Annotated in this window: 21 protein-coding genes; 12 read left to right on the top strand and 9 right to left on the bottom strand. The window is 71.2% G+C overall.

The annotated features are described in order from the left end of the window. Nucleotides 1-19 precede the first annotated feature (19 nt). The gene (locus AC3AOF_RS02970; RefSeq protein ID WP_236991039.1) at nucleotides 20-403 is read right to left on the bottom strand and encodes a response regulator; all 384 of its coding nucleotides are present in this window, start codon (nucleotides 401-403) and stop codon (nucleotides 20-22) included. Then, on the bottom strand, nucleotides 385-1,941 hold the full coding sequence (locus AC3AOF_RS02965; protein WP_488347678.1) for a sensor histidine kinase: 1,557 nt from the start codon (nucleotides 1,939-1,941) through the stop codon (nucleotides 385-387). Before AC3AOF_RS02965 ends, AC3AOF_RS02970 begins: the two co-directional genes overlap by 19 nt. A 105-nt stretch (nucleotides 1,942-2,046) precedes the next feature. Between AC3AOF_RS02965 and AC3AOF_RS02960 the strand changes: the two genes are divergently transcribed. Beyond that, the gene (locus AC3AOF_RS02960) at nucleotides 2,047-2,949 is read left to right on the top strand and encodes a helix-turn-helix domain-containing protein (RefSeq protein ID WP_488347677.1); all 903 of its coding nucleotides are present in this window, start codon (nucleotides 2,047-2,049) and stop codon (nucleotides 2,947-2,949) included. Nucleotides 2,950-3,177: 228 nt separating this feature from the next. Further along, complete coding sequence (locus AC3AOF_RS02955; RefSeq protein ID WP_488347676.1) at nucleotides 3,178-4,137, top strand: helix-turn-helix domain-containing protein; 960 nt, start codon at nucleotides 3,178-3,180, stop codon at nucleotides 4,135-4,137. Nucleotides 4,138-4,162: 25 nt separating this feature from the next. Here AC3AOF_RS02955 and AC3AOF_RS02950 read toward each other — a convergent pair whose 3' ends face one another. Next, on the bottom strand, nucleotides 4,163-5,077 hold the full coding sequence (locus tag AC3AOF_RS02950; RefSeq protein ID WP_488347675.1) for a LysR family transcriptional regulator: 915 nt from the start codon (nucleotides 5,075-5,077) through the stop codon (nucleotides 4,163-4,165). Between the two features lie 79 nt (nucleotides 5,078-5,156). Beyond that, the gene (locus tag AC3AOF_RS02945; RefSeq protein WP_236991035.1) at nucleotides 5,157-6,071 is read right to left on the bottom strand and encodes a helix-turn-helix transcriptional regulator; all 915 of its coding nucleotides are present in this window, start codon (nucleotides 6,069-6,071) and stop codon (nucleotides 5,157-5,159) included. Between the two features lie 216 nt (nucleotides 6,072-6,287). Between AC3AOF_RS02945 and AC3AOF_RS02940 the strand changes: the two genes are divergently transcribed. Continuing rightward, nucleotides 6,288-7,103 (top strand): alpha/beta fold hydrolase, encoded by an 816-nt coding sequence (locus tag AC3AOF_RS02940; RefSeq protein WP_488347674.1) that lies wholly within the window; start codon nucleotides 6,288-6,290, stop codon nucleotides 7,101-7,103. Between the two features lie 33 nt (nucleotides 7,104-7,136). Here AC3AOF_RS02940 and AC3AOF_RS02935 read toward each other — a convergent pair whose 3' ends face one another. The 3 genes from AC3AOF_RS02935 to AC3AOF_RS02925 form a co-directional block, all read right to left on the bottom strand. Beyond that, nucleotides 7,137-8,342: an adenylate/guanylate cyclase domain-containing protein gene (locus tag AC3AOF_RS02935; RefSeq protein WP_488347673.1), complete on the bottom strand. Its 1,206-nt coding sequence runs from the start codon at nucleotides 8,340-8,342 to the stop codon at nucleotides 7,137-7,139. A 135-nt stretch (nucleotides 8,343-8,477) separates the two neighbouring features. Beyond that, a complete protein-coding gene (locus tag AC3AOF_RS02930) occupies nucleotides 8,478-8,801 on the bottom strand; it encodes a YnfA family protein (RefSeq protein ID WP_488347672.1) in 324 nt (107 codons plus the stop codon). A gap of 42 nt (nucleotides 8,802-8,843) precedes the next feature. Further along, nucleotides 8,844-9,842 carry an SDR family oxidoreductase gene (locus AC3AOF_RS02925; RefSeq protein ID WP_488347671.1) on the bottom strand — a complete coding sequence of 333 codons (999 nt, stop codon included), beginning with the start codon at nucleotides 9,840-9,842 and terminating at the stop codon, nucleotides 8,844-8,846. 229 nt (nucleotides 9,843-10,071) lie between these two features. Here AC3AOF_RS02925 and AC3AOF_RS02920 point away from each other — a divergent pair, with 229 nt between their 5' ends. Genes AC3AOF_RS02920 through AC3AOF_RS02895 form a run of 6 tightly spaced genes read left to right on the top strand, consistent with a single transcriptional unit; the run spans nucleotide 10,072 to nucleotide 15,486 of the window. Then, nucleotides 10,072-11,412 (top strand): ABC transporter substrate-binding protein, encoded by a 1,341-nt coding sequence (locus AC3AOF_RS02920; RefSeq protein WP_236991030.1) that lies wholly within the window; start codon nucleotides 10,072-10,074, stop codon nucleotides 11,410-11,412. Then, nucleotides 11,412-12,344, top strand: a complete 933-nt coding sequence (locus AC3AOF_RS02915) for a branched-chain amino acid ABC transporter permease (RefSeq protein WP_488347670.1) — start codon at nucleotides 11,412-11,414, stop codon at nucleotides 12,342-12,344. The genes AC3AOF_RS02920 and AC3AOF_RS02915 overlap by 1 nt, the downstream gene beginning before the upstream one ends. A 31-nt stretch (nucleotides 12,345-12,375) precedes the next feature. Further along, nucleotides 12,376-13,308 carry a branched-chain amino acid ABC transporter permease gene (locus tag AC3AOF_RS02910; RefSeq protein WP_488347669.1) on the top strand — a complete coding sequence of 311 codons (933 nt, stop codon included), beginning with the start codon at nucleotides 12,376-12,378 and terminating at the stop codon, nucleotides 13,306-13,308. Further along, a complete protein-coding gene (locus AC3AOF_RS02905) occupies nucleotides 13,305-14,075 on the top strand; it encodes an ABC transporter ATP-binding protein (protein WP_236991027.1) in 771 nt (256 codons plus the stop codon). The genes AC3AOF_RS02910 and AC3AOF_RS02905 overlap by 4 nt, the downstream gene beginning before the upstream one ends. Further along, complete coding sequence (locus AC3AOF_RS02900; protein ID WP_236991026.1) at nucleotides 14,062-14,718, top strand: ABC transporter ATP-binding protein; 657 nt, start codon at nucleotides 14,062-14,064, stop codon at nucleotides 14,716-14,718. Before AC3AOF_RS02905 ends, AC3AOF_RS02900 begins: the two co-directional genes overlap by 14 nt. 18 nt (nucleotides 14,719-14,736) lie before the next feature. Further along, nucleotides 14,737-15,486, top strand: a complete 750-nt coding sequence (locus AC3AOF_RS02895) for an SDR family oxidoreductase (protein ID WP_488347668.1) — start codon at nucleotides 14,737-14,739, stop codon at nucleotides 15,484-15,486. Nucleotides 15,487-15,815: 329 nt separating this feature from the next. Here AC3AOF_RS02895 and pip read toward each other — a convergent pair whose 3' ends face one another. Continuing rightward, nucleotides 15,816-16,757: a prolyl aminopeptidase gene (gene pip, locus AC3AOF_RS02890; protein WP_488347667.1), complete on the bottom strand. Its 942-nt coding sequence runs from the start codon at nucleotides 16,755-16,757 to the stop codon at nucleotides 15,816-15,818. A gap of 5 nt (nucleotides 16,758-16,762) precedes the next feature. Next, entirely contained in the window at nucleotides 16,763-17,653 is an 891-nt protein-coding gene (mutM, locus tag AC3AOF_RS02885) for a bifunctional DNA-formamidopyrimidine glycosylase/DNA-(apurinic or apyrimidinic site) lyase (RefSeq protein ID WP_488347666.1), read from the bottom strand. A gap of 120 nt (nucleotides 17,654-17,773) precedes the next feature. On the opposite strand from mutM, the gene ubiE reads away from it, so the two are divergent. The 3 genes from ubiE to AC3AOF_RS02870 all read left to right on the top strand — a co-directional run bounded on the left by ubiE (nucleotide 17,774) and on the right by AC3AOF_RS02870 (nucleotide 21,601). After that, the gene (ubiE, locus tag AC3AOF_RS02880; protein WP_488347665.1) at nucleotides 17,774-18,532 is read left to right on the top strand and encodes a bifunctional demethylmenaquinone methyltransferase/2-methoxy-6-polyprenyl-1,4-benzoquinol methylase UbiE; all 759 of its coding nucleotides are present in this window, start codon (nucleotides 17,774-17,776) and stop codon (nucleotides 18,530-18,532) included. A 10-nt stretch (nucleotides 18,533-18,542) separates the two neighbouring features. Further along, nucleotides 18,543-20,093, top strand: a complete 1,551-nt coding sequence (gene ubiB / locus AC3AOF_RS02875; protein WP_488347664.1) for a 2-polyprenylphenol 6-hydroxylase — start codon at nucleotides 18,543-18,545, stop codon at nucleotides 20,091-20,093. Nucleotides 20,094-20,368: 275 nt separating this feature from the next. Beyond that, complete coding sequence (locus tag AC3AOF_RS02870; RefSeq protein WP_488347663.1) at nucleotides 20,369-21,601, top strand: ABC transporter substrate-binding protein; 1,233 nt, start codon at nucleotides 20,369-20,371, stop codon at nucleotides 21,599-21,601. Nucleotides 21,602-21,609 lie beyond the last annotated feature (8 nt).

The raw sequence follows: 21,609 nt of genomic DNA, 5'->3' as shown, positions 1-21,609 counted from the left end.
TATGGGGTCTAACACGGAATCACGGCGTGTCGAACACGTCCGACAAGCAGCGCGCGAGTTCCTCGGCCTCGAAGGGTTTGGCAAGATACGCGAAGGCCCCGGCATCGAGGGCCTGCCGGCGGTTCGCGGCGCTCGGCGCGGCGGTGGCGAGGATCACCCGCAGGCCTGGGCGGCGCACCCGCAGCCGCTGCAGCAGGTCGAGGCCCGACAGGCCCGGCATCTGCAGGTCGGTGACGACGCAAGCAGGCTCGACGGCGCCGAGGGCGGCGAGCAGGAGCCCGGCCTCCTTGAACAGCATCGGCGCGTAGCCGAGGGAGCGGATCAGCCGGGACAGGGCGAGGCCGACGGCGGGATCGTCGTCGACGATCGCGACGAGGCGGGAGGTCAGGCCGGCGACGGGCATGAGGCCGGGTCTCGAGCCCGATGTTGGCCCGTATCTTGGCCCGTATCTTGGCCCGTATCTTGGCCCGTATCTTGGACCGGGAGCCTGATGTGGAACGCGGCGCCGCCGCCCGGCGCCTCGTCGACCCAGAGGTCGCCGCCATGGGCGTCGATGCAGGTCCGGCAGATCGCCAGCCCCATGCCCATGCCGCCCGCCTTGGTGGAGTGGAACGGCGCGAAGATGCGCGCCCGCTCCTCGGGCGCCACGCCCGGGCCGGTATCGCTCACCGTGACGCGGACCGCGCCGGGCTCGGCCCGCACGCTCATCCCGATCGTCCGGCCCCCGCGCGATCCCACCATCGCCTGGGCGGCGTTGACCAGGAGATTGACCAGCACCTGCTCGATCTGGACGAGGTCGCCGGCGACCGGCGGGAGACCGGATTCGGCGGTCAGGAGGACGGCGGCGCCGTTGGCGCGAAGCTCCCGCTCGGCGATCAGCGTCGCTTCCCGCGCCGCCTCGACGACATCGATCGGCACCGGCGCCGGGGCGGCCGTGCCGAAGAGCGAGCGCGTGCGGGCGACCACGTCGCGGGCGCGCCTGGCCTCGGAGACGACGTCCTCGAGGGCGGCCGTCACCTCGGCGAGGTCCGGCTCCGGCCGCCTGAGCCAGCGCAAGGAGGCCTGGGCGTTGGCGGCGATCGCCGCGAGCGGCGTGTTGACCTCGTGGGCGATCGACGCGCTCACCGCCCCCACGGTGACCGAGCGCGCGGCGCGGGCGAGGCCGCTCTCCGCCTCGGCCAGTCGCGCCTGCGCGCGCTTGTAGGCGGTGATGTCGAGGGAGGTGACGAGGATGTCGGAGAAGCCCTCGGGATCGCGCGGCAGCATGGCGGTGAACAGCACGTCGGCCTGGTTGCCGTCGGCCCCCACGATGTGCGCCTCCGAGCGGAAGAAGCGGTCGCCCCGGCCGATCGCCACCAGCCATTGCACGAAGGTCTGGTCGGTCGGCGGCAGGAGCCGGTCGAGGGGGCCGACGAAGACCGTCTTGTCCGGCGCTCCGGTCTCCTCCAGCGTGAAGGCGTTGACGTCCCGGATCAGGACCCTGCCGCACAAGGCCCGCAGCTCCGCGGGCCGAACGGCGAAGTGGCCCTCGATGTCCGACACCCCGGCCCGGCGCAAGGACGCCACGGCCTCGCCGACTGCGCTCCAATCCTCCCGCCACATCGAGATCCCGGCGCGCTCGAAGATCGCGGAAAACCGCGCCTCGCTCGCCCGCAGCCGGCGCCGCAGGCCGGCGATGTGCAGGATGCCCAGCACCGTGGCGGCGAATGCGGCGGCCGAAATCCAGCCGTTCCCGCCGGAGAGGCCCGCCCAGCATCCGACGACGACGGCCGGCATCCCGACAGCGAGGCCGGCCTTGCCCGCATCCCCGACGAGACCCGGCCAACGGCGCCGCGGCGCGGAGAGCATCCAGGCCGGCAGCGCGTCGGCGGCGGCGGAGGCGTCGCCGGCGGAAGCGAGGCTGGGCCACCGCGAGAAGACCTGTGCCGAGCCCTGGTTCATGCCGACATCCAGTTGGGGAGCGGTGTGTAGGCGAAGCCGGGCGCCCCCGTCGCCGATACGGGTGTATAATAGCGTCGAGGCTCCGCGGCTTGGACATTGCCGCGCATGGATCTGCATCGGCACGGCGCGTTCAAGTTTCCCAGGGCCGGCCTCGTCGCCTCTTCGCAAGGAAGGGGCTGGTCGGGCGTGGCGGCGGAGTTGCGCTGCCACCCGCCCGGCGAATTGCCGGCGATCGTGCCGACCCAGATGGAGATCACCATCGCCACGCGGCGCAGCCCCGGCGCCTATGTCAGCCGGAAGGGCGCCGGGAGGCGCCAGCGGAATGCCGTCGAGGCCGGCACGGTGTGGTTCTGCCCGGTCGGAGTGGCCGAGGACGACATCGTCATCTCGGGCCCCCTGCATGACATCCTCCACGTCTACCTGCCGGCCGAGGGGTTCGCCCGCATGGCCGACCTCTACGGCGATGCCCGCATCCGCGCCGACGCGGTCCGTTACCTCGCCGATGTCGACGACGACCTGGTGCGCCAGCTCGGGCTCGCCATCGGCCGCGAGCTCAGGACCGAGACCGCCGCCGGGCGGATGCTGGTCGAGGCGGCCTCGTTCTCCCTGGTGGCGCGGCTCGCGCAGATGTACGGCCACGATCGCCCGGACGGCGCGGACGCGGAGGAGGCCGGATCGACCTGCCAGGCCCGGATCCGCAGGGTGACGGACTTCATCCGCGACAACCTCCACCGCGACCTGACGGTGGCGGAACTCGCCGAAGTCGCCTGCCTGAGCCCGTTCCACTTCGCCAGGATGTTCAAGGCGGTCACCGGCAGCACGCCGCACAGCTTCGTCAGTGCCGCGCGCCTCGAGGAGGCGCGCCGTCTCCTGGCCCGGACCGGGATGCCGCTCGGCGAGATCGCCCTGCGCTCTGGCTTCTCCGGACAATCCACCTTCACCAGCGCGTTCAAGCGCGCCACCGGCTGCACCCCGGGGGATTATCGCCGCCAGCAAAGCCCGCAATAGCAAGGACGGCAAACGACAGAGCAGGAATCGCGAAGACGCTTGTCGCAGAGGATGAGATCATGAACCCGTCAGAGCCGGGTGATTGGAATGAATCTCAACGACTGTCCCAGATCTTCCCCTGACCTTGCATCCCATGATCGCCGCGAGGCGAGATCAGGTGCCGCGCGCCGGCCCGACCGGGCAAGGCCTCTCCCGTCGAACCGGGCGAGCGGCCTGAACGGCGAGCGCATGGCCCGCCATATCGGCGTCGCGGCGGACTCGTCCCTGACGCTCGCCCATCGCGGCAGCCCCCTCGTCGTCACCCGCCTGCGCGGCGTGCTCGCCCCCGGCACCCGGACCGCACCGCTGAAGCAGGAGGCGGCCTACAGCATCGTGGTGCAGCTCCAGCCGCTGCAGCACCACGCCTTCACGGTGGGCGGGCGCCAGCGGCATTGCGGCGGCGTGCCGGAACAGGCCGTCAGCGTCGTCAGCCTGACGGATTCGCCGGTCTCGACGATGAGCGGCCCCCTCGACGTGGTCCAGTTCTACCTGCCCCACGCCCTCCTCGATTCCTTCGCGCGGGAGGAAGGCCTCGCCCGGCCCTCGCGCCTCGCCTGGCCCCGGGCGGACCGGGACCCGGTCGCCGCAGGCCTCGTCGACCTGCTGCTCCCGCAGATGGCCGAGCCCGATCCGGCCCGGGCGATGTTCGCCGAGCACGTGGCGATGGCCTTCCTCGCCCACGCGATCGAGCGCTACGGCGACGGCCCGGCCCCGGCCCCCGTCCGCAGCGGGCTCTCACCCTGGCAGGAGCGCCGCGCCAGGGACCTGATGCAGGCCCGCCTCGCCACGCCGCTGACGATCACCGAGGTTGCGGAGGCCTGCCGGCTGTCGCCGAGCTACTTCGCCGCCGCGTTCCGCCGCAGCACCGGGCATTCGCCGCACCGCTACCTGACGGCCTTGCGGATCGACGAGGCCAAGCGCCTGATGCTCGGCACCGCGCTGCCGCTGGCCGAGGTGGCCTTGCTCTGCGGCTTCGGCGACCAGAGCTACTTCACGCGCGCCTTCTCGCAGGCGGTCGGCACCAGCCCGGGGCAGTGGCGGCGGCTGCATCGGGAGCATGGCGACGGCCACGAGGGGACGTACGCCGTCGCCGATGGCCGGGCGACGGCACGAGCCGTCAGCCGGAACCCTGCGCCAGCCTCTCGGTGAGTTCGGGGCGCCGCTCCGGCAGCGCTCACGGCCCGGCCACCTCCGATCCGGCGAGGACCGGGGGAAGGTGCTCGGCCAGGAAGGCCACGAAGGCCGCGACCTTCGGGCAGGCGACCTGCCCGCCCGGCCAGATCGCGGCGACCTCGCGCCGGTTCACGGTCTCGTCGGGGAGCAGGATCCGCAGGTCGCCGGCCCGGATCGATTCGCAGGCCCAGAATTCCGGGATGCAGGCGATCCCGGCGCCGCCGAGGGCCGCGGTCAGCAGCATCTCGTCGTGGTCGGCGATGCAGCGGATGCCCAGGCGGGCGCTGCGCCGGGCGTGGTCGGGGCCGAGCGGCCAGCCGTCGAGCTGGCAGGTCGAGGCGTTGCGGCTGCGCAGGCAATCGTGCCGGTCGAGGTCGTCGAGCGTGGCCGGCGCGCCGCTGCGGGCGAGGTAGCCGGGCGATGCCACGAGCACGAGGCGGAAGCCGCCGAGGCGGCGCGTGCGCAGGCGCGAATCCTTCAGCGTCCCGATCCGGAGCGCGGCATCGAACCCCTCCTCCACCATGTCGACGAGGCGGTTGGTGGAGACCAGCTCGAGTTCGAGTTCCGGGTGGGCCGCCATGAAGGCCAGGAAGACCCGGTTCCACGGCCGGCCGACCAGCGGGACGCTGACGCGCAGCTGGCCCCGCAGGGCCCCGCGCGCCTCGGCGATCTCGCGCTCGGCCGCGGCGACGGCCTCCATGATCGGGCGGCCGCGTTCGAGCAGCCTCACCCCGTCCGCCGTGAGGCTGAGGCTGCGTGTGTTGCGGTGGAACAGCCGGACCTCCAGCCGCTCCTCCAGGCGCAGGATCGTCTTGCCGACGGCGGACGCCGTGAGGCCGAGCACCCGCGCGGCGGCCGCGTAGGAGCCGGAATCCGCGACCTGCACGAACACCGATAGGCCGGCGAGCTTGTCCATCACCCCTGCCGTCGATCCGGGCCGAGCCCCCGGATGCCATGCGGGCGGGGGCGGAACAAGCCGCCGGCTGCGCGCGCCCTCACCCCCGATGCGCCCGCCGCCACTGCCCCGGGCTCGACCCGACCGCGCGGGTGAAGATGCGGGTGAAGTAGCTCTGGTCGTTGAAGCCGCAGGCGAGCGCGATGTCGGAGAGGGACAGGGCCTCGTCCCGCAGCAGCGCCTTGGCGCGCTCGATCCGAATCTCGGTGAGGGTCCGGTGCGGGGGCTGGCCGGTGCTGCGCCGGAAGGCCCGCGCGAAGTGGCTCGCCGTCAGGCCGCATTCCCGGGCGATGTCGGTGATGGTCAGCCGCGTCGCGAAGCGCGCCTGCATGATCTCCCGCGCCCGGCGCTCCTGCCAGGCCGCCAGGCCGCCGATGCAGGGCGTGCCCGGCCGCATCCGGCCGTAGGTGCCGGCGAAATGGGCGAGCAGGCCGAGGCAGATCTGCTCGACGAACACGCCGTTCGCCGGGCCGGCGGCGGGCGCCGCGAGCAGGATCCGCGACAGCGACGCGACGATCGGGTCCGGCGTCTGCCGGCACCAGGCCAACGTGTCGACCGGGCCCGCGTCGTTGTCGCGCGCGAAGGCGTCGAGGGCCGCCCGGGGGACGTAGTACTGCACGGCGTCGACCTCGCCGCGGAGCCGGCACTGCACCGGCTCGCGCAGGTCGAGCACGCTCACCGTATCGGCCGCGTAGGCGCCGCCGAATACCCGTCTGCCCCCGCACCATCGCTCGTGCAGGTCGAGGCCGCGCAGGAGGTGGACGAGGCTGAACGCGTCCTCCGCGACGGTCGGCGCCAGCCGCTCCTCCAGGGCGTGCCGGCCGGAGAGCCGCGTCACGCCGATCCGCAGGTGATCCTCGCGGTGGACGCCATGCAGCCAGTCGCCGGCGACGCCGAGATGCGCGGCGAACCGCTCGCCGAGAAACAGGTCCGCCGGCGGCGGGCTGCCGGTCACCACCGCGTCGTCTCGATGTCGGGCTTCATCCGCGCAGGTATGTCGGCTGCATCGGGCGCCGAAAATCCACGTCCCGGTCCGGACAGAGCGGACGAACGGTCCGGACTCCCGGGATCCCGGTGCGGCTGGACGGATCCGCACAAGCCGCGCCGCGATCGTCCAATCCCGGGCAGCGTCCCGGCCCTATCGTGCCCGCCGCCAACGGGGAGTCTCGCGATGACGACGATCACGACGAAGGACGGGACCGAGATCTATTACAAGGATTGGGGCGCGGGGCAGCCGATCCTGTTCAGCCACGGCTGGCCGCTCTCGGCCGACATGTGGGACGCCCAGATGCTGTTCTTCGCCGAGCGCGGCTACCGCACGGTGGCGTTCGACCGGCGCGGCTTCGGCCGGTCGGGCCAGCCCTGGGGCGGCTACGACTACGACACGATGGCGGACGACATCGCTGCCCTGATCGAGGCACGCGACCTGCGCGACGTGGTGCTGGTCGGCTTCTCGATGGGCGGCGGCGACGTGACCCGCTACATCGCCCGGCACGGCTCGGGGCGGGTCGCCAAGCTGGCGCTCGTCAGCGCCATCACGCCGATCTTCGGCAGGACCGCCGACCATGACGGGCCGGACAAGGCCTTCTTCGACGCCCTGAAGGCCGGGATCGTCAAGGACCGGGCGCAGTTCCTCGACGACTTCAACCCGGTCTTCTACGGCACCAACAAGGGGATGACCGTCTCGCCGGGCGTGTTCAAGCAGACGCTGCAGATCGCCCTGACGGCGTCGATCAAGGCGACGGTCGATTGCGCCACCGCCTTCGCCGAGACCGACTTCCGGCCCGACATGGCTAAGATCGACGTGCCGACCCTGGTGGTCCACGGCGATGCCGACCAGGTCGTGCCGTTCGAGTCCACCGGCAAACTCGCCGCCGAGATGATCCGCGGCGCGACGCTGAAGGTCTATCCGGGCGCGCCGCACGCCACCGCGACGACCCATGCCGACCGGCTCAACGCCGACCTCCTGGCCTTCATCCAGGGCTGACCTGCATCCGCGCGGCGCCGTCGGCGCCGCGCCCTACTTCCCGCCCGCGAGGGCGTAGACCGCCAGCTTCTCGCCGACGCCGCGCAGCGGGAAGCGGCCGAGGCAGGTCAGGGAGGACGAGACACCCGGCAGGGCCGCGAAGGCGCCCGAGACCAGCACGTCGGTGTCGAGTTCCTTCGTTAGCCCTTCCAGCCGGGCGGCCACGTTGACCGCCGGGCCGATGATGGTGAAATCGAGCCGGGTGCGCGAGCCGATATTGCCGTACATCACCGCCCCGGCATGGACACCGATCCCGTAGCCGAGCGGCTCCTGGCCCGCGGCGTCGCGGGCCGCGTTGAGGTCGCGCATGGCGAGGCGCGCCTGCCCGGCGGCGCGGAGCGTGGCCCCGCCCACGTCCGGACCGTCGAGGGGGAAGATCGCCAGGAGACCGTCGCCGATGAACTTCAGGATCTCGCCGCCGTTGCGCTCCACCGGGCAGCACACCGCGTCGAAATAGTCGTTGAGGAGCGCGATCACGTCGTCGCGCGGCCACAGCTCGGAGATCCGGGTGAAGCCGCGCAGGTCGACCACCATGATGGCGGCCTCGACGGTGACGCCGCTGCCGCGCCGCGTCGCGCCGTTCAGGATCATCTCGCCGGCATGCGGTCCGACATAGGTGTCGAGGAGGAGGCGCGTCAGGCGGTTCTTGTGGCGCACCTCGGTGACGACGGCGAGCGCCGGCAGCAGCTCGGCCAGGAGTTCGACCTCGGCCGGGATGAACCCGCCCGGCCGGTCGCTGGCGAAGGCCGCCATGTGGCGCTTGCCCAACGTGTAGCGCAGCGGCCAGGCGACGAAGTCGGTCAGGCCCTCCACCGCCATCAGGCCGGCGACCTCCGGATGCGCCTCGTCCCCCGTCTCGCCCCGGCGCTGGCGCACCATCGCGGCGCCGGCCATGATCCGCGCCGCCGGGCTGCCGCGGAACCCTTCCGTCCCGAACAGCCCGTAATCGAGGTTGCGCGAGCGCGGCGCGCGGCAGCCCGTCCGCCACAGGATCTCGATCCCGAGCCATTGCGGATGGTTGGTGCGCAGGTGCAGCGTCGCATGCGCCACCGCGACGCCGTGGCGGCGCAGCCGATCGCAGAACCCCGCGAAGACGTCGTCGAGGAAGCGCTCGTCCACCGCATCGTGCAGCAGCCAGCGCATGAGCGCATCGCGCAGGCCGGACGGCGGCCCCCCGCCGGAATCGTGATCCTCGATCATGGCCCTCCCGGTCGGTCCGCCCGCCGGGGCGGCGGGCGGCCGCAGGATCGGATGACGGCGGTCCGGAGTCTTGTCGATTCCCGCGGTGTTTTGTCGGTCCGGGCCCCGAATCGTCGGGCTGCCGGACGCATGGGCTCACCCCCGCGGCGCCAGCACGATCACGGCGGCCCCGGCGAGGCACAGGGCGGCTCCCGCGCAATCGTACCGGTCCGGCCGCTGGCCTTCCGCGCCCCACAGCCAGAGCAGCGACGCCGCGATGTAGATGCCGCCATAGGCCGCGAAGGCCCGGCCGGCGGCATCCGACTCGGTGAGCGCCAGCAGCAACGCGAAGGCGCCGAGGGCGAGACACCCCGGCACCAGCCACAACGGCGAGGCGCCGAGCCGCCACCAGGCCCAGACCGAGAAGCAGCCGGCGATCTCCGCGAGCGCGGCGGCGGCGTAGAGGAAGAAGGTCGGCATGGCGCGACTTCTCCCACGCCGTGCCGTCTCGCGGAAGCGGTCTCAGGCTCGCCGCTTCATAAGTGCCGCGGCCGCGAAGCCGACGCCGGCCATCACCGCCCCGGTGGTCAACGGATTGAGCGTCGCACGCGTGTAGGTGCTCGTGTGGCGCACCATCCCCGGATGGTCGCCGCGCACGTGACCGTCCTGCGACGGGCGGTGGAGGGCGCCGTTCGGATCGCGCGGCGGCTCGGCGCGGAGCTGCTGGCCGGCCATCATGCTGCCCAGGCGGTCGAAGGTGTCGGGAGCGAGCTTCTTGAACCCGGTCATGGCGCGGCCGGCGCCGCCGACGATGATGTCGCGCTGCGGGTAAACCGCGGCGTGCAGGATCGCGTGGGCGACCTCGTCCGGGTGGTAGACCGGCGGCGGAAGCTTCGGCTCGCGGTCGAGGTAGTTGCGGGCGTGCTGCGGGAACGGGGTGTCGATCGCCGCCGGCTTGATCAGCGTCACCGAGACCGGGGCCCGGTCCTGCTCCAGCTCGGCCCGGAGCGCGTCGGTGAACCCGCGGATCGCGTGCTTGCTCGCCGAGTACATGCCCTGCAGGGGGATCGCGAGATCGGAGGCGATGCTGCCGAGATTGACGATCGCGCCGCCGCGCCGGCGCAGATGGGGCGCTGCCACCAGCGAGCCGTAGACCACGCCCCAGAAGTTGGTCTGGAACAGCCGGTCGTGGTCCTCGTCCGAGACCTCCTCCAGGCGGCCGTAGATCGAGATGCCGGCATCGTTGACCCAGGTGTCGAAGCCGCCGAAGCGCTGCACCGCCTTGTCGGCGATGGCCTGCACGTCCTCGCGCCGGCCGACATCGGCAACGACGTGGGTCGCCTCGCCCCCCGCCGCCTCGATCTCCTCCTGGATCGCCGCCAGCGCCTCGCCGTTGCGCGAGGCGAGCACCACCCGGGCGCCGGCCCGCGCCGCCATGCGGGCGGTGGCGAGCCCGATGCCGCTGGAGCCGCCGGTGATGACGATCACCTGCTCGGCGAGGGGCTTGTGCGCGTGGCTCATGGAATCCTCCGTACAGGATGGGGGTATCCAGGCCCTAACGATGACGGGCGCGCTTCGTTCATTCGGGCGCGCGCTTGCAGGTTCCTGCCATATCTCGAACCTCTGACAGGAGCCCGAACAAGCTATTGGACAGGAGGTCACCGCGCCCCCATGATCCCGCACGCGGCGAGGCCCCCGACGCCAATCTCCAGAGGGGCCCGTCCGCACGGTCAAGTCAGGGAGGACATCGATGGCAGGGACGGGTCGTGCCGGAAACGTCACGCGGCGCGAAGCGCTGATCGGCGCAGGCGCCGCGGGGGCGAGCCTGATGCTGCCGGGCGGTTCGGCTTTCGCGCAGGGCGCGAAGCCCGCCGAGCTGAAGGTCGGCATCGCCACCTACCTGTCGGGTCCGGCCAGCGTCTTCGGCGTGCCCGGCCGCCAGACCGCCGAGATGCTGTTCGACGAGATCAACGCCGCCGGCGGGATCAGTGGGATCAAGGTGCGGCCGATCTTCGTCGACGAGGGCCCGGGCGTCGACCACGTGGTCGGCGAGTATCGCCGGCTGGTGCAGTCGGAGGGCGTGCACCTGATCTTCGCGGCGATCTCGTCGGCCGATTGCATCGCCTGCGCGCCGCTCGCCGACGAACTGAAGCGCCCGACGCTGCTGTGGGATTGCGGCACCCAGCGCATCTTCGAGGATAACCGCTACTCTTACGCTTTTCGCACCCAGGCCAACGCCACGCCGGAGATCCTCGCCGCGCTTCTCTACCTGCTGAAGGTCAAGCCGGACTTCAAGTCGATCGCGGTGATCAACCAGGATTATGCCTGGGGCCGCGATTCCTGGGACATTTTTCGGACCGCGATGAACACCCTGAAGCCCGGGGTGAAGATCTCGGCCGAGCTGTTTCCGCGCTTCGGCGCCACCGACTTCTCGACCGAGATCACCCGCGTGCTCGCCTTGCGGCCCGACGTGGTCCTCTCGACCTCCTGGGGCGGCGACCTCGACGCGCTGATCCGCCAGGCCTCGGACCGCAAGCTGTTCGAGCGCGCGACCTTCGTGATGCCGCTCGCCGAATCCTCGCTCCAGCGGGTCGGCAAGGCGCTGCCCGCCGGCCACATCGTCGGCGCGCGGGGCGACCACTGGTTCCTGCACCCCTCCCCGGCCGATCCCGAGCGGCTGAAGCGCTTCAGCGACACCTACAAGGCCAAGTACAATGCCTGGCCGATCTATCCGTGCTTCCACATGGCCCAGGCCGTCTCGGCGATGAAGGCCGGCATCGAGAAGGCGGTCGCGGCGAAGAACGGCGGCTGGCCGACCGATGCGGAACTGGCTGCCGCCTTCAAGGGCCTCGAATTCCCCTCCCCCACCGCCAGCGTGCGCATCCGCGAGGACGGCCAGGGCCTTGAGAACCAGCTGATCGGCACCACCCTGCACTCCGACAAGTACCCGTTCCCGGTGCTCACCGACATGATCGTCTTCCCGGCCGAGTCCGTGACGACGCCGGTCGGCCAGAAGAGCGCCGACTGGCTGAAGACGCTGACCCCCGACATGGTGGCGAAGCTCCCGCAGGCGCAGGCCTTCAAGAGCTGATGGCCTGGTTGTCGGAGAACGGGATCCTCGTCGGGCTCGCCCTGCTCGACGGGCTGTCCTACGCCGCCGCCGTCTTCATGGTGGCGGTGGGGCTGAACCTGGTGTTCGGCGTGCTGCGGGTGCTCAACGTCGCCCATGGCAGCCTCTACGCCATCGGCGGCTACACGGCCGCGTCGATCGGGCTGTTCGCCGCCTCGCTCGGCGCGCCGCCCTGGCTCGGCCTGCCGATCCTGCTCGCGGCGTCGGTGCTGGTCGGGGTCGTGCTCGGGCCGCTGATCGAGCGGCTGCTGCTGAGCCGGATGCAGGACCGCGAGCCGGTCCTGCAACTCCTCGTCACCTTCGCGCTGTTCATGATCCTGGAGGATTTGCAGAAGCTGGTCTGGGGCGTGCAGCCGGTGGTGTTCGATGCGCCGCTGAAATGGCTCGGCACCGTCGATGTCCCCTTCGGGACGGACGTCATCCCGTTCACCGCCTACCAGCTCTACGTACTGCCGGGGGTGGCGCTCGCGACGCTGGCCATCCTCGCCTATGTGCTGCGCTACACCCTCACCGGCCGCATGGTCGTGGCGGTCACGGTCGACCGCGAGGCGGCCCGGGCCATGGGCATCGACGCCGCCAAGGTGACGATGCTGACCTTCACGGTCGGGGCGGCGCTGGCGGCCTTGGGCGGCGCGCTCGCGGCCCCCACCGTCTCGCTGGTGCCGGGTGTGGGCGCCTCGACCATCGTGCTCTCCTTCGCGGTGGTGGCGACGGCCGGCCTCGGCCAGATCGAGGGGGCGGCTGTGGCGGCACTCCTCATCGGCCTCGGCCGCTCCTTCGCGGTCTACGTGGCTCCGGAATTCGAGGTGGTGGTGCCCTACGCGATCATGGTGGCGGTGCTGCTGTTCCGGCCGCAGGGGCTGTTCGGCGTGGCGGAGACCCGGCGGATATGACCTGCGCTCTCACTCAAGGAGGGGCCGCGCGATGACCCGCCGCTCCGAGACCCTGCTGGCGCTCGCCGGCGCCGTGCTGATCCTCGTCCTCGCCTATGCGGTGCCGTGGCTGCGCTTCGTGCTCACCATCGCCCTCGCCAAGGGGCTGGCGGTGCTCGGCATCCTGCTGCTGCTGCGGGCCGGCCAGGTCAGCTTCGGCCATGCGCTCTACCTCGCGCTCGCCGCCTACACGGTGGCGTTCGGCGCGGTCCTCGTGCCGGAGGCGCTGCTGCTGCTTCCCGCCGCCGCCTTGCTCGCCGGCATCGTCGGCCTGCTGATCGGGCTCTTCGTGGTGCGCTACCGCGAGATCTTTTTCGGCATGCTGAATCTGGCGCTGAGCATGGTGTTCTACTCGGTGCTGGAGAAGTTCTACGCGCTGACCCACGGCGCCGACGGCATCCGGCTTCCGCCGGTGACCTTCCTCGGCCGGCCGCTGGCAGGCGAATCGGGCGAGTGGACGGTGCTGGGCCTCGCCCTGGTTTTGGCGCTCGCCTGCGGCGCGCTCGTGCGGGTGGCGCTCGCCTCCCCGCTCGGCGAGGCGCTGGCCGGCATCAAGACCCGCGAGACCCGGCTCGACTTCATGGGCGTGTCCCCGAAGCGCGTGCTGCTCGCGGCCTACGTCGCATCCGCCGTGATGGCGGGCTTTGCCGGTGCGATCATCGCGCTCACCACCCGGCACGTCACCCCGGCCTTGAGCTACTGGACCACCTCCGGCGAGTTCGTCTTCATCGCGATCCTCGGCGGGGCCGGCAGCGTGATCGGACCGTTCCTCGGGGCGGCGGCCTACGAGCTGACCCGGGTCTATGCCGCGGCCACCTTCGCAAATGCCTGGCAATTGGTGCTGGGCCTCGTGCTGCTCGGCGTCATCGTGTTCGCGCCGGGCGGCATCTGGGGGATGATCTCCAGCCGCAGGAGGGCCGCATGACCGCGCTTCTCTCGGCAAAGGGTCTGCGCCTCGCCTTCGGCGGCCTCAAGGCGGCGGACGGGATCGACCTCGACGTCGAGGCCGGCGAGTTCCTGGCGATCATCGGTCCGAACGGCGCCGGCAAGACCACCTTCATCAACATGACGACCGGCTACCTCAAGCCGCAAGGCGGCTCGATCGCCTTCGAGGGCAAGCCGATCCTCGGCCTGTCGCCGCGGCGCATCGTCGGGCTCGGGGTCGCGCGCAGCTTCCAGCTGCCGCAGCTCTTCACCGAGCACACCGTGCTCCAGAACGTGGCTTTGGCAGTCGCTTCCCGCGAGGGCGTGTGGTCGGTGCTGAACCCGCTGCTTCGCCCGCGCTTCCGCGACGAGGCGGCGGAGCTGATCGCGCGCTTCGGGCTCACCCGCATCACCGACGTGCGGGCCGACGCCCTCAACGAAGGAGCGCGCAAGCTCGTCGACATCGCCATGGCGGTGGCGCTGCGCCCTCGCCTCCTCCTGATGGACGAGCCGACGAGCGGCGTCGCGGCGGCGGAGAAGATGACCATCGTCGAGACCCTGGTGCGGGTCCTGCGCGAGGCGGGCGTGACGGCGGTGTTCGTGGAGCACGACATGGAGGTGGTCGGGCGCTTCGCCGACCGGGTGGCGGTCTGGGGGCAGGGCAAGATCGCGGCGCTCGGGTCCCCGGCCCGGATCCTCGCCGATCCGGAGGTGCAGCGCACGGTGATCGGCATCGCTCCCGGTGGAGGCGCCCATGCTGCGGCTTGAGGGGGCGGCGGTCGAGATCGCGGGCGCGCCCGTGCTCCGCGGCGTCTCGCTCCAGGTGCCGCCGGGCGGGCGCGTGGCGCTCATCGGCCGCAACGGCGCCGGCAAGACCACGACGCTCCGCGCCCTGATGGGGCTCCTCCCCCTCCAGGCCGGCCGGCTCGTCCTCGACGGGCAGGAGGCCGGTTCAGTCCCGGCGCATCACCGTGCGCGGCTCGGCATCGGTTACGCGCCCGAGGAGCGCAAGCTGTTCGGCAGCTTCACGGTGCAGGACAACCTGCTGCTGCCGGCCCAGGTGCTCGGGCTACCCAAGACGGAAGTCTCGCGACGGCTGGAGGCCGTCTACACGCTCCTGCCGGAACTCAAGGACTTCGCCCCCCGCAAGGCGGCGGGCCTGTCGGGCGGCCAGGGCAAGATGGTGGCTTTGGGCCGCGCGCTGATGGTCGGCACGAGGGCGGTGCTCCTCGACGAGCCGTTCCAGGGCCTCGCCCCGGCGCTGGCGCTGCGCTACGCCGAGGCCCTGGCCCGCCTGCGCGCCGCGCTTCCCGACGTCGCGATCCTCATCACCGAGAGCAGCCCGGACCTGCTGCGGGCGCTCGTCGACACCACCATCCAGATCGAGCGCGGCGAGATCTCGGCCGCCTGATATTCAAGGAGTGATCCCATGAGGCTGAACGGCAAGATCGCGATCGTCACCGGGGCCGGCGGCGGCTTCGGCGAGGGCATCGCCAAGCGCTACGCCGCGGAGGGCGCCAAGGTCGCGGTGCTCGATTTGCGCGGCGACGCCGCCGAGCGGGTGGCGAGTGAGATCGGCGCCTCGGCGATCGCCATCGCGGCGGATGTCGGCAGCGCGCTGGATGTGGAGGCCGCGGTGCGGCGCACCACCGAGGCCTTCGGCACGCCTCACATCCTCGTCAACAATGCCGGGACCACCCACCGCAACCAGCCGCTGATGGAGGTCGACGAGGAGGCCTTCGACCGGGTCTTCCGGGTCAACGTGAAGTCGATCTTCCACTTCGTCCGGGCGCTGGCCCCGGCGATGCGCGACAATGGCGGCGGCGTGATCCTGAATGTCGGCTCGACCGCCGGCATCCGGCCCCGTCCCGGCCTGACCTGGTACAACGCCTCGAAGGGGGCGGTGAACCTGATGTCGAAGTCGCTCGCCGTCGAGCTGGCACCGTGGAAGATCCGCGTCAACGCGCTCTGCCCGGTGATGGGCGAGACCGGCCTGCTGGAGGCCTTCATGGGCGTGCCGGATACGCCGGAGAACAGGGCGAAGTTCGTGGCGACGATTCCGCTGGGGCGGATGTCGCGGGCCTCCGACATCGCCAACGTGGCGTTGTTCCTGGCCTCGGACGAGGCGGAGTTCATCACGGGGGTGGAGATGCCGATCGACGGGGGGCGGACGGTGTGAGCGCGGGGCGGGCCTGATCGAGAGACCGGGCGAGGTCGGAAACGTTCACTGCCCGTGCCGAGACTGCTTGGCTGCCTGTAAAAGCTCAGGATTTCTCCTCTCCCCGCGGGCGGGGAGAGGGCCGCGTCTCCATTCAGGAGACGCGGCAAGCGGAGGCGAAGCCGGAGCGAGGGTGAGGGGGAGTTTCAGGATGTGGCTCCTCCGGAAACACCCCCTCACCCTTGCCCTGCGGGCTCCCCGAGCCCCTTCGGAGCTCGGGCCTCTCCCCGCCGCGGGGAGAGGGGAAACCCGCGCCTCTGCCACCAAGCGCGGTCGCTGAGGCGCTTTCCTCAGCGCGCCAGCGCATCCGTCGCTTCCCGCATCCGCGCGCTCATCTCGGGCCCGCCATGCCCCTCCCCCTCGACGATATGGAGCCGGCTCTCCGGCCAGAGCCGATGCAGCCGCCATGCCGTGACGGCCGGCCCGCTGATGTCGCGACGCCCATGGATCAGAATGCCGGGGATGTCTCGCAGGCGGTCCATCCGCGCCAGGATCGCGTCCGGGCCGCGCAGGAAGCCGTCATTCGCCCAGTAATGCGTCACCAGCGTCGCGAATACCGCGTCCCGATCCGGGTCGTCGGGCAGTCCGGGCGACGGTCTGTCGAGGGAGATGTGGGCCGCCTCCCAGGCGATCCAGTCGCGGGCGGCGCGCCGCCGGTCCGCCGCGTCGTCGCCCGCGAGGCGCCGCGCATAGGCCTCGACGATGCGCTCGTCCCCGCGCTGGCCGGACGCCTCCGCGAAGGCCTGCCACGCTTCGGGGAAGATGCGTCCGACGCCCTCGGTGATCCAGGCCACCTCCTCCCGGCTGGTGGTGGTGACGGCGGCCAGCACGAGCGTCGTCACCCGCTTAGGGTGCTGCTGCGCGTAGGCCAGCGCCAGGGTGGTGCCCCACGAAACGCCCGAGACCAGCCAGCGCTCGATTCCGAGATGCGCCCTCACCGCCTCGATGTCGGCGATGAGCGCGCTCGTGGTGTTGGCGGCGAGGCCGGCGAGGTCCGCGGTCGCGAGCGGCCGGCTGCGCCCGCAGCCGCGCTGGTCGATTCCAACGACGCAATAGCGCGTGCCGTCGAAGTGCCGGCGGTAGCCGCCGCGCCCGAGGCCGCTGCCGGGCCCGCCGTGCAGGAACAGCACCGGGATGCCGTCCGGATGGCCCGACATCTCCCAGTAGATCCGGGCGCTCCCTGCGACGGGGAGCAGGCCGTGATCGAGGCGATCGGCCGCGGCGTCCATCATGGCCGTCACCCCGGCTGGCACGTCTCACAAAAAAACGTCGACCGCCCCGACTGCACCAGCCGCCGCACCACCCCCCGGCAGCCCTTCGCCGTGCAGGCCAGCCCCTCCCGGTCGTAGACCCGGAAGGCGTGCTGGAAGGCGCCCGCGCTGCCGTCGGTATGGACGTAGTCGCGCAAGGTCGAGCCGCCCGCCGCCACCGCCTCGGTCAGCACGTCGCGGATCACCGTGGCGAGGCGCTTGGCCTTCGCGGTCGGCCGGCCGGCGGCATCCGCCAGCGATCCCGCAGGCGCCTCCGGGTGGAGACGCGCCCGGTGCAGCGCCTCGCAGACATAGATGTTGCCTAAGCCCGCGATCAGCCGCTGGTCGAGGAGCGCGGCCTTGAGCGGCGTGCGCTTGCCCATGAACAGCTGCGCGATCGTCTCGCCGGAGAGTGCGTTGCCGAGCGGCTCGATGCCCATGCCGGCGAAGTGGCGGCAGGTGGCGAGATCGGCGGACGGCACCAGGTCCATGAAGCCGAAACGGCGGGCGTCGTTGTAGACGACCCGGGCCCCGTTCGAGAGCCGGAAATCGACGTGGTCGTGCTTCAATTGCCCTTGCGCGCCCTCCAGATAGAAGTCGCCGGGCGAGACGGAACGCCCGTCGGGGAGGTGGACGTCGAACCGCCCGCTCATGCCGAGATGCATGATCAGCGCCTCGCCGGAGGAGAGTTCGGCGACGAGGTACTTGGCGCGCCGCGACAGGGCCGTGACCGCCTGCCCCTTCACCCGGGCGACGAAATGCGGCGGGAAGGGAAAGCGCAGGTTCGGCCGGTTCAGCACCACCTCGGTGAAGCGGGCGCCGACCATCGCAGGCTCCAAACCGCGGCGCACGGTCTCGACTTCGGGCAGTTCGGGCATCTCTCGTCCGTGGAGAAAGGGGGTGGGCGCGACGAAGCGCACCTGGCGAACATGCAGGCCCAGATGGTGCTTTCCCCGCGGCTTCGCTATGCAGGCCGCCACGACAGGGGACCTCAAGGCATGGCCGGCGACGAGACCAGCACCGATTTCGGCTTCGAGCGCGTCAGGCTCGCGGAGAAGCAGGACCGCGTCAACGAGGTCTTCCGCTCGGTGGCCAAGCGCTACGACCTGATGAACGACCTGATGTCCGGCGGCCTGCACCGGGCCTGGAAGAGCGCCTTCGTGTCGACGCTCCGGCCCTCGCGCACCCGGCCGTTCCGGCTGCTCGATGTCGCCGGCGGCACCGGCGACATCGCGTTCCGCACGCTTCAAGCCGGCGGGCCCGACACCACGGTGACGGTGCTCGACATCAACGAGGCGATGCTCGGCGTCGGCCGCGAGCGGGCCGGCCACCGCTACGGCTCGCGCATCGATTTCGTCGCCGGCAACGCCGAGTCGCTGCCGCTGCCGGGAAACACCTTCGACGCCTACACCATCGCCTTCGGCATAAGGAACGTGCCGCGGATCGAGCTGGCGCTGGCGGAAGCCCACCGGGTGCTCAAGGTCGGCGGGCGCTTCCTGTGCCTCGAATTCTCGCATGTCGACGTGCCGGGGCTCGACAAGATCTACGAGGCCTACTCGTTCAAGGTGATCCCGCGGCTGGGCGCGATGGTGGCCGGCGACAAGGAATCCTACCAGTACCTCGTCGAGTCGATCCGCCGCTTCCCGACTCCCGGGAGCTTCTCGCGGATGATCGAGGAGGCGGGCTTCGGCCACGTCACCCACCGGCCGCTCTCGGGGGGCATCTGCGCCATTCATTCCGGCTGGAAGCTCGCGTGAGGCATCAATCGTGCTGAGCGTCGTCGCCCATCTCGCGCGGGGCATCCATGTCGGCTGGGTGATGGCCCGCGAGGGCGGCCTCTCCTTCGTCGACGAAGCCGCCCTGCCGCCGCATCTGCGTCTCGTCCTGCGGCTCGGCCGCAAGCTCGAACGCCCGGGCCTCGGCGCCGGCCGCCTGCCCGCGGCGCTGACCCGCCTCGGGCCGTCCTATGTCAAGTTCGGCCAGTTCCTGGCGACAAGGCCCGACATCGTCGGCATGGCGGCGGCCCGCGACCTGGAGCGGTTGCAGGACCGGGTGCCGCCCTTCCCGCAGGCCGTGGCGGTCGGCATCCTCGAATCGACCCTCGGCAAGCCGCTCGGCGAGTTGTTCACCGCGTTCAGCGAGCCGATCGCCGCCGCCTCGATCGCGCAGGTCCACAAGGCGCACCTGCGCGAGGCCGACGGCACCGAGCGGGTGGTCGCGGTCAAGATCATGCGGCCCGGCGTGCGCGAGCGGTTCTCCCGCGACATCCAGGCGATGCGCTTCATGGCCCGGGTGGTCGAGGCCCTGCGCCCCGAGGCCGAGCGCCTGCGTCCGCGCGAGGTGGTGGAGACGCTGGCCCGCTCCGTCGCCATGGAGATGGATCTCAGGCTCGAAGCCGCCGCCCTCTCGGAACTGGCCGAGAACATCAAGGACGATCCGGAATTCCGGGTGCCCCAGCCGGTCTGGGAGCTGACCGGGCGCGACGTGCTGGCGAGCGAGTGGATCGACGGCATCCGCCTCAACGACCGCGCGGCCATCGTCGAGGCCGGCCACGACGTGGCGGCGCTCGGGCGCACCGTGATCCAGTCCTTCCTGCGCCACGCGATCCGGGACGGCTTCTTCCACGCCGACATGCATCCCGGAAACCTGTTCGTCGATCCGGCCGGGCGGCTCGTCGCGGTCGATTTCGGCATCATGGGCCGGCTCGGGCTGAAGGAGCGCCGCTTCCTGGCGGAAATCCTTCTCGGCTTCATCCTGCGCGACTACCGCCGGGTGGCGGAGGTGCATTTCGAGGCCGGCTACGTCCCCTCGCACCACTCCGTCGACGATTTCGCACAAGCCATCCGGGCGATCGGCGAGCCGATCCACCAGCGCCGGGCCGACGAGATCTCGATGGCCAAGGTGCTCACCCTGCTCTTCGACGTCACGGCCCTCTTCGACATGAGCACCCGCACCGAATTGGTGATGCTCCAGAAGACCATGGTGGTGGTCGAGGGCGTCGCCCGCTCGCTCGATCCGCGCCTCGACATGTGGACCACCGCCGAGCCGGTGGTGCGCGCCTGGCTCGGCCGCAACCTCGGCCCGATCGGCCGGGCCGACCAGGCCCGCCGCGCGGTGCTGACGCTCGCCGACGTGGTCGCCGACGTGCCCGACCTGGCGCAACGGGTGAAGCGCGTGCTGGTGCGCCTCGACGAGGAGGGCCTGCGCGAGGTGACCCGCGTGGAGCGCCGCATCCGCATCGAGACCAAACGGATGGTGTGGTCGACCCTGGCGCTCTGGGCGATCGCCGGATCGTTGCTGGCGATCGCGTTGCGGTGAGGCGCGTTCCGAGGCCTGCTGGAACACGGCCCATCCCACCCACGACCTCATCCTGAGGTGCCGCGTAGCGGCCTCGAAGGAGGGTTCCAGGGATCGCTGAGGTTTCTGGAGGGCTCCTTCGAGGTCAGTCGATCTTCGATCGCCGACACCTCAGAATGAGGTCGAGGGTGGGACAACGAGAGCCGGGCCTTGCGCCCTGCTCTCGCACCCTCTCTGATGGACTCACGGCGCCACGATCCGCTCACCCAGAAGCGGACGCGCCCGGGAGAACGCCCATGCTCACCCCCCTCCGCGCCACGTTGCTCGCCGCGGCCGCCCTCTGTGCGCTCACCGCCCCCACCCGCGCCGCCGACCCGCGCCTCTCCGACGGCAAGGTCAAGCTCGCAGTCCTCAACGACATGTCGAGCGTCTACGCCGATTCCACCGGCCGCGGCTCGGTGATCGCCGCCGAGATGGCGGTGAAGGACTTTGGCGGCACCCTCGACGGCAAGCCGATCGAGGTCGTGTTCGCCGATCACCAGAACAAGCCGGATGTCGGCTCCAACATCGCTCGGGCTTGGTACGACCGGGACGGCGTCGACGTGATCCTCGACGTGCCGACCTCTTCGGTGGCGCTCGCCGTGCAGCAGGTCGCCAAGGAGAAGGGCAAGCTCCTCATCGTCTCGGGCGGCGGCACCTCGGATCTCACCGGCCCGCAATGCTCGCCCACCGGCATCCAGTGGACCTACGACACCTACGCGCTGTCGCACGTCTCGGGCAACGCCGCGGTGAAGAAGGGGCTCGACACCTGGGCCTTCGTCACCGCCGATTACGCCTTCGGCCACGCGCTGGAGCGCGACGCCATCGCCGAGGTGAAGCGCTCGGGCGGCAAGGTTCTGTCCACGGTGCGGGCGCCCTTCGCCACCGCGGATTTCTCGTCCTTCCTGCTCCAGGCGCAGGGCTCGGGCGCCAAGGTCATCGCCTTCGCCAATGCCGGCGGCGACACCGTCAACGCGATCAAGCAGGCGCACGAATTCGGCCTCGTCCAGGGCGGCCAGACCCTGCTGGCCCTCCTCATCAACATCGACGACGTGCACAGCCTCGGCATCGAGGTGGCGCAGAACCTGCTGCTCACCACCGCCTTCTACTGGGACCGCACGCCGGAGACCCGCGCCTTCGCCAGCCGCTTCAAGGAGAAGGCCGGGCTGATGCCGACGATGCACCAGGCCGGAGTCTATTCCTCGGTGCTGCACTACCTGAAGGCCGTGCAGGCGGCCGGCACCGACGACGCCAGGACCGTGATCGCCAAGATGCGCGAGACCCCGGTCAACGACATGTTCGCGACGAACGGCAGGATCCGCGAGGACGGCCGCATGGTCCACGACATGTACCTGATGCAGGTGAAGACCCCGAAGGAATCGACCGGGGAATGGGACCTCTACAAGCTCGTCGCCACCGTGCCGGGCGACGAGGCGTTCCGGCCGCTCAACGAGGGCGGCTGCCCGCTGGTGAAGGCGGCGACGAGGTAGGGCGGCTC

This window comes from Methylobacterium sp. 142-1Y, from assembly GCF_057747795.1.
The sequence above is the reverse complement of the archived record's forward strand: the minus strand, read 5'-3'. Positions and strand labels throughout refer to the sequence as shown.

Excerpts from the sequence above, each read along its gene's own strand:
- AC3AOF_RS02970 (WP_236991039.1), bottom strand. The coding sequence starts at position 403 with ATGCCCGTCGCCGGCCTGACCTCCCGCCTCGTCGCGATCGTCGACGAC.
- AC3AOF_RS02965 (WP_488347678.1), bottom strand. The coding sequence starts at position 1,941 with ATGAACCAGGGCTCGGCACAGGTCTTCTCGCGGTGGCCCAGCCTCGCT.
- AC3AOF_RS02960 (WP_488347677.1), top strand. The coding sequence starts at position 2,047 with ATGGATCTGCATCGGCACGGCGCGTTCAAGTTTCCCAGGGCCGGCCTC.
- AC3AOF_RS02955 (WP_488347676.1), top strand. The coding sequence starts at position 3,178 with ATGGCCCGCCATATCGGCGTCGCGGCGGACTCGTCCCTGACGCTCGCC.
- AC3AOF_RS02950 (WP_488347675.1), bottom strand. The coding sequence starts at position 5,077 with ATGGACAAGCTCGCCGGCCTATCGGTGTTCGTGCAGGTCGCGGATTCC.
- AC3AOF_RS02940 (WP_488347674.1), top strand. The coding sequence starts at position 6,288 with ATGACGACGATCACGACGAAGGACGGGACCGAGATCTATTACAAGGAT.
- AC3AOF_RS02935 (WP_488347673.1), bottom strand. The coding sequence starts at position 8,342 with ATGATCGAGGATCACGATTCCGGCGGGGGGCCGCCGTCCGGCCTGCGC.
- AC3AOF_RS02930 (WP_488347672.1), bottom strand. The coding sequence starts at position 8,801 with ATGCCGACCTTCTTCCTCTACGCCGCCGCCGCGCTCGCGGAGATCGCC.
- AC3AOF_RS02925 (WP_488347671.1), bottom strand. The coding sequence starts at position 9,842 with ATGAGCCACGCGCACAAGCCCCTCGCCGAGCAGGTGATCGTCATCACC.
- AC3AOF_RS02920 (WP_236991030.1), top strand. The coding sequence starts at position 10,072 with ATGGCAGGGACGGGTCGTGCCGGAAACGTCACGCGGCGCGAAGCGCTG.
- AC3AOF_RS02915 (WP_488347670.1), top strand. The coding sequence starts at position 11,412 with ATGGCCTGGTTGTCGGAGAACGGGATCCTCGTCGGGCTCGCCCTGCTC.
- AC3AOF_RS02910 (WP_488347669.1), top strand. The coding sequence starts at position 12,376 with ATGACCCGCCGCTCCGAGACCCTGCTGGCGCTCGCCGGCGCCGTGCTG.
- AC3AOF_RS02905 (WP_236991027.1), top strand. The coding sequence starts at position 13,305 with ATGACCGCGCTTCTCTCGGCAAAGGGTCTGCGCCTCGCCTTCGGCGGC.
- AC3AOF_RS02900 (WP_236991026.1), top strand. The coding sequence starts at position 14,062 with ATGCTGCGGCTTGAGGGGGCGGCGGTCGAGATCGCGGGCGCGCCCGTG.
- AC3AOF_RS02895 (WP_488347668.1), top strand. The coding sequence starts at position 14,737 with ATGAGGCTGAACGGCAAGATCGCGATCGTCACCGGGGCCGGCGGCGGC.
- pip (WP_488347667.1), bottom strand. The coding sequence starts at position 16,757 with ATGATGGACGCCGCGGCCGATCGCCTCGATCACGGCCTGCTCCCCGTC.
- mutM (WP_488347666.1), bottom strand. The coding sequence starts at position 17,653 with ATGCCCGAACTGCCCGAAGTCGAGACCGTGCGCCGCGGTTTGGAGCCT.
- ubiE (WP_488347665.1), top strand. The coding sequence starts at position 17,774 with ATGGCCGGCGACGAGACCAGCACCGATTTCGGCTTCGAGCGCGTCAGG.
- AC3AOF_RS02870 (WP_488347663.1), top strand. The coding sequence starts at position 20,369 with ATGCTCACCCCCCTCCGCGCCACGTTGCTCGCCGCGGCCGCCCTCTGT.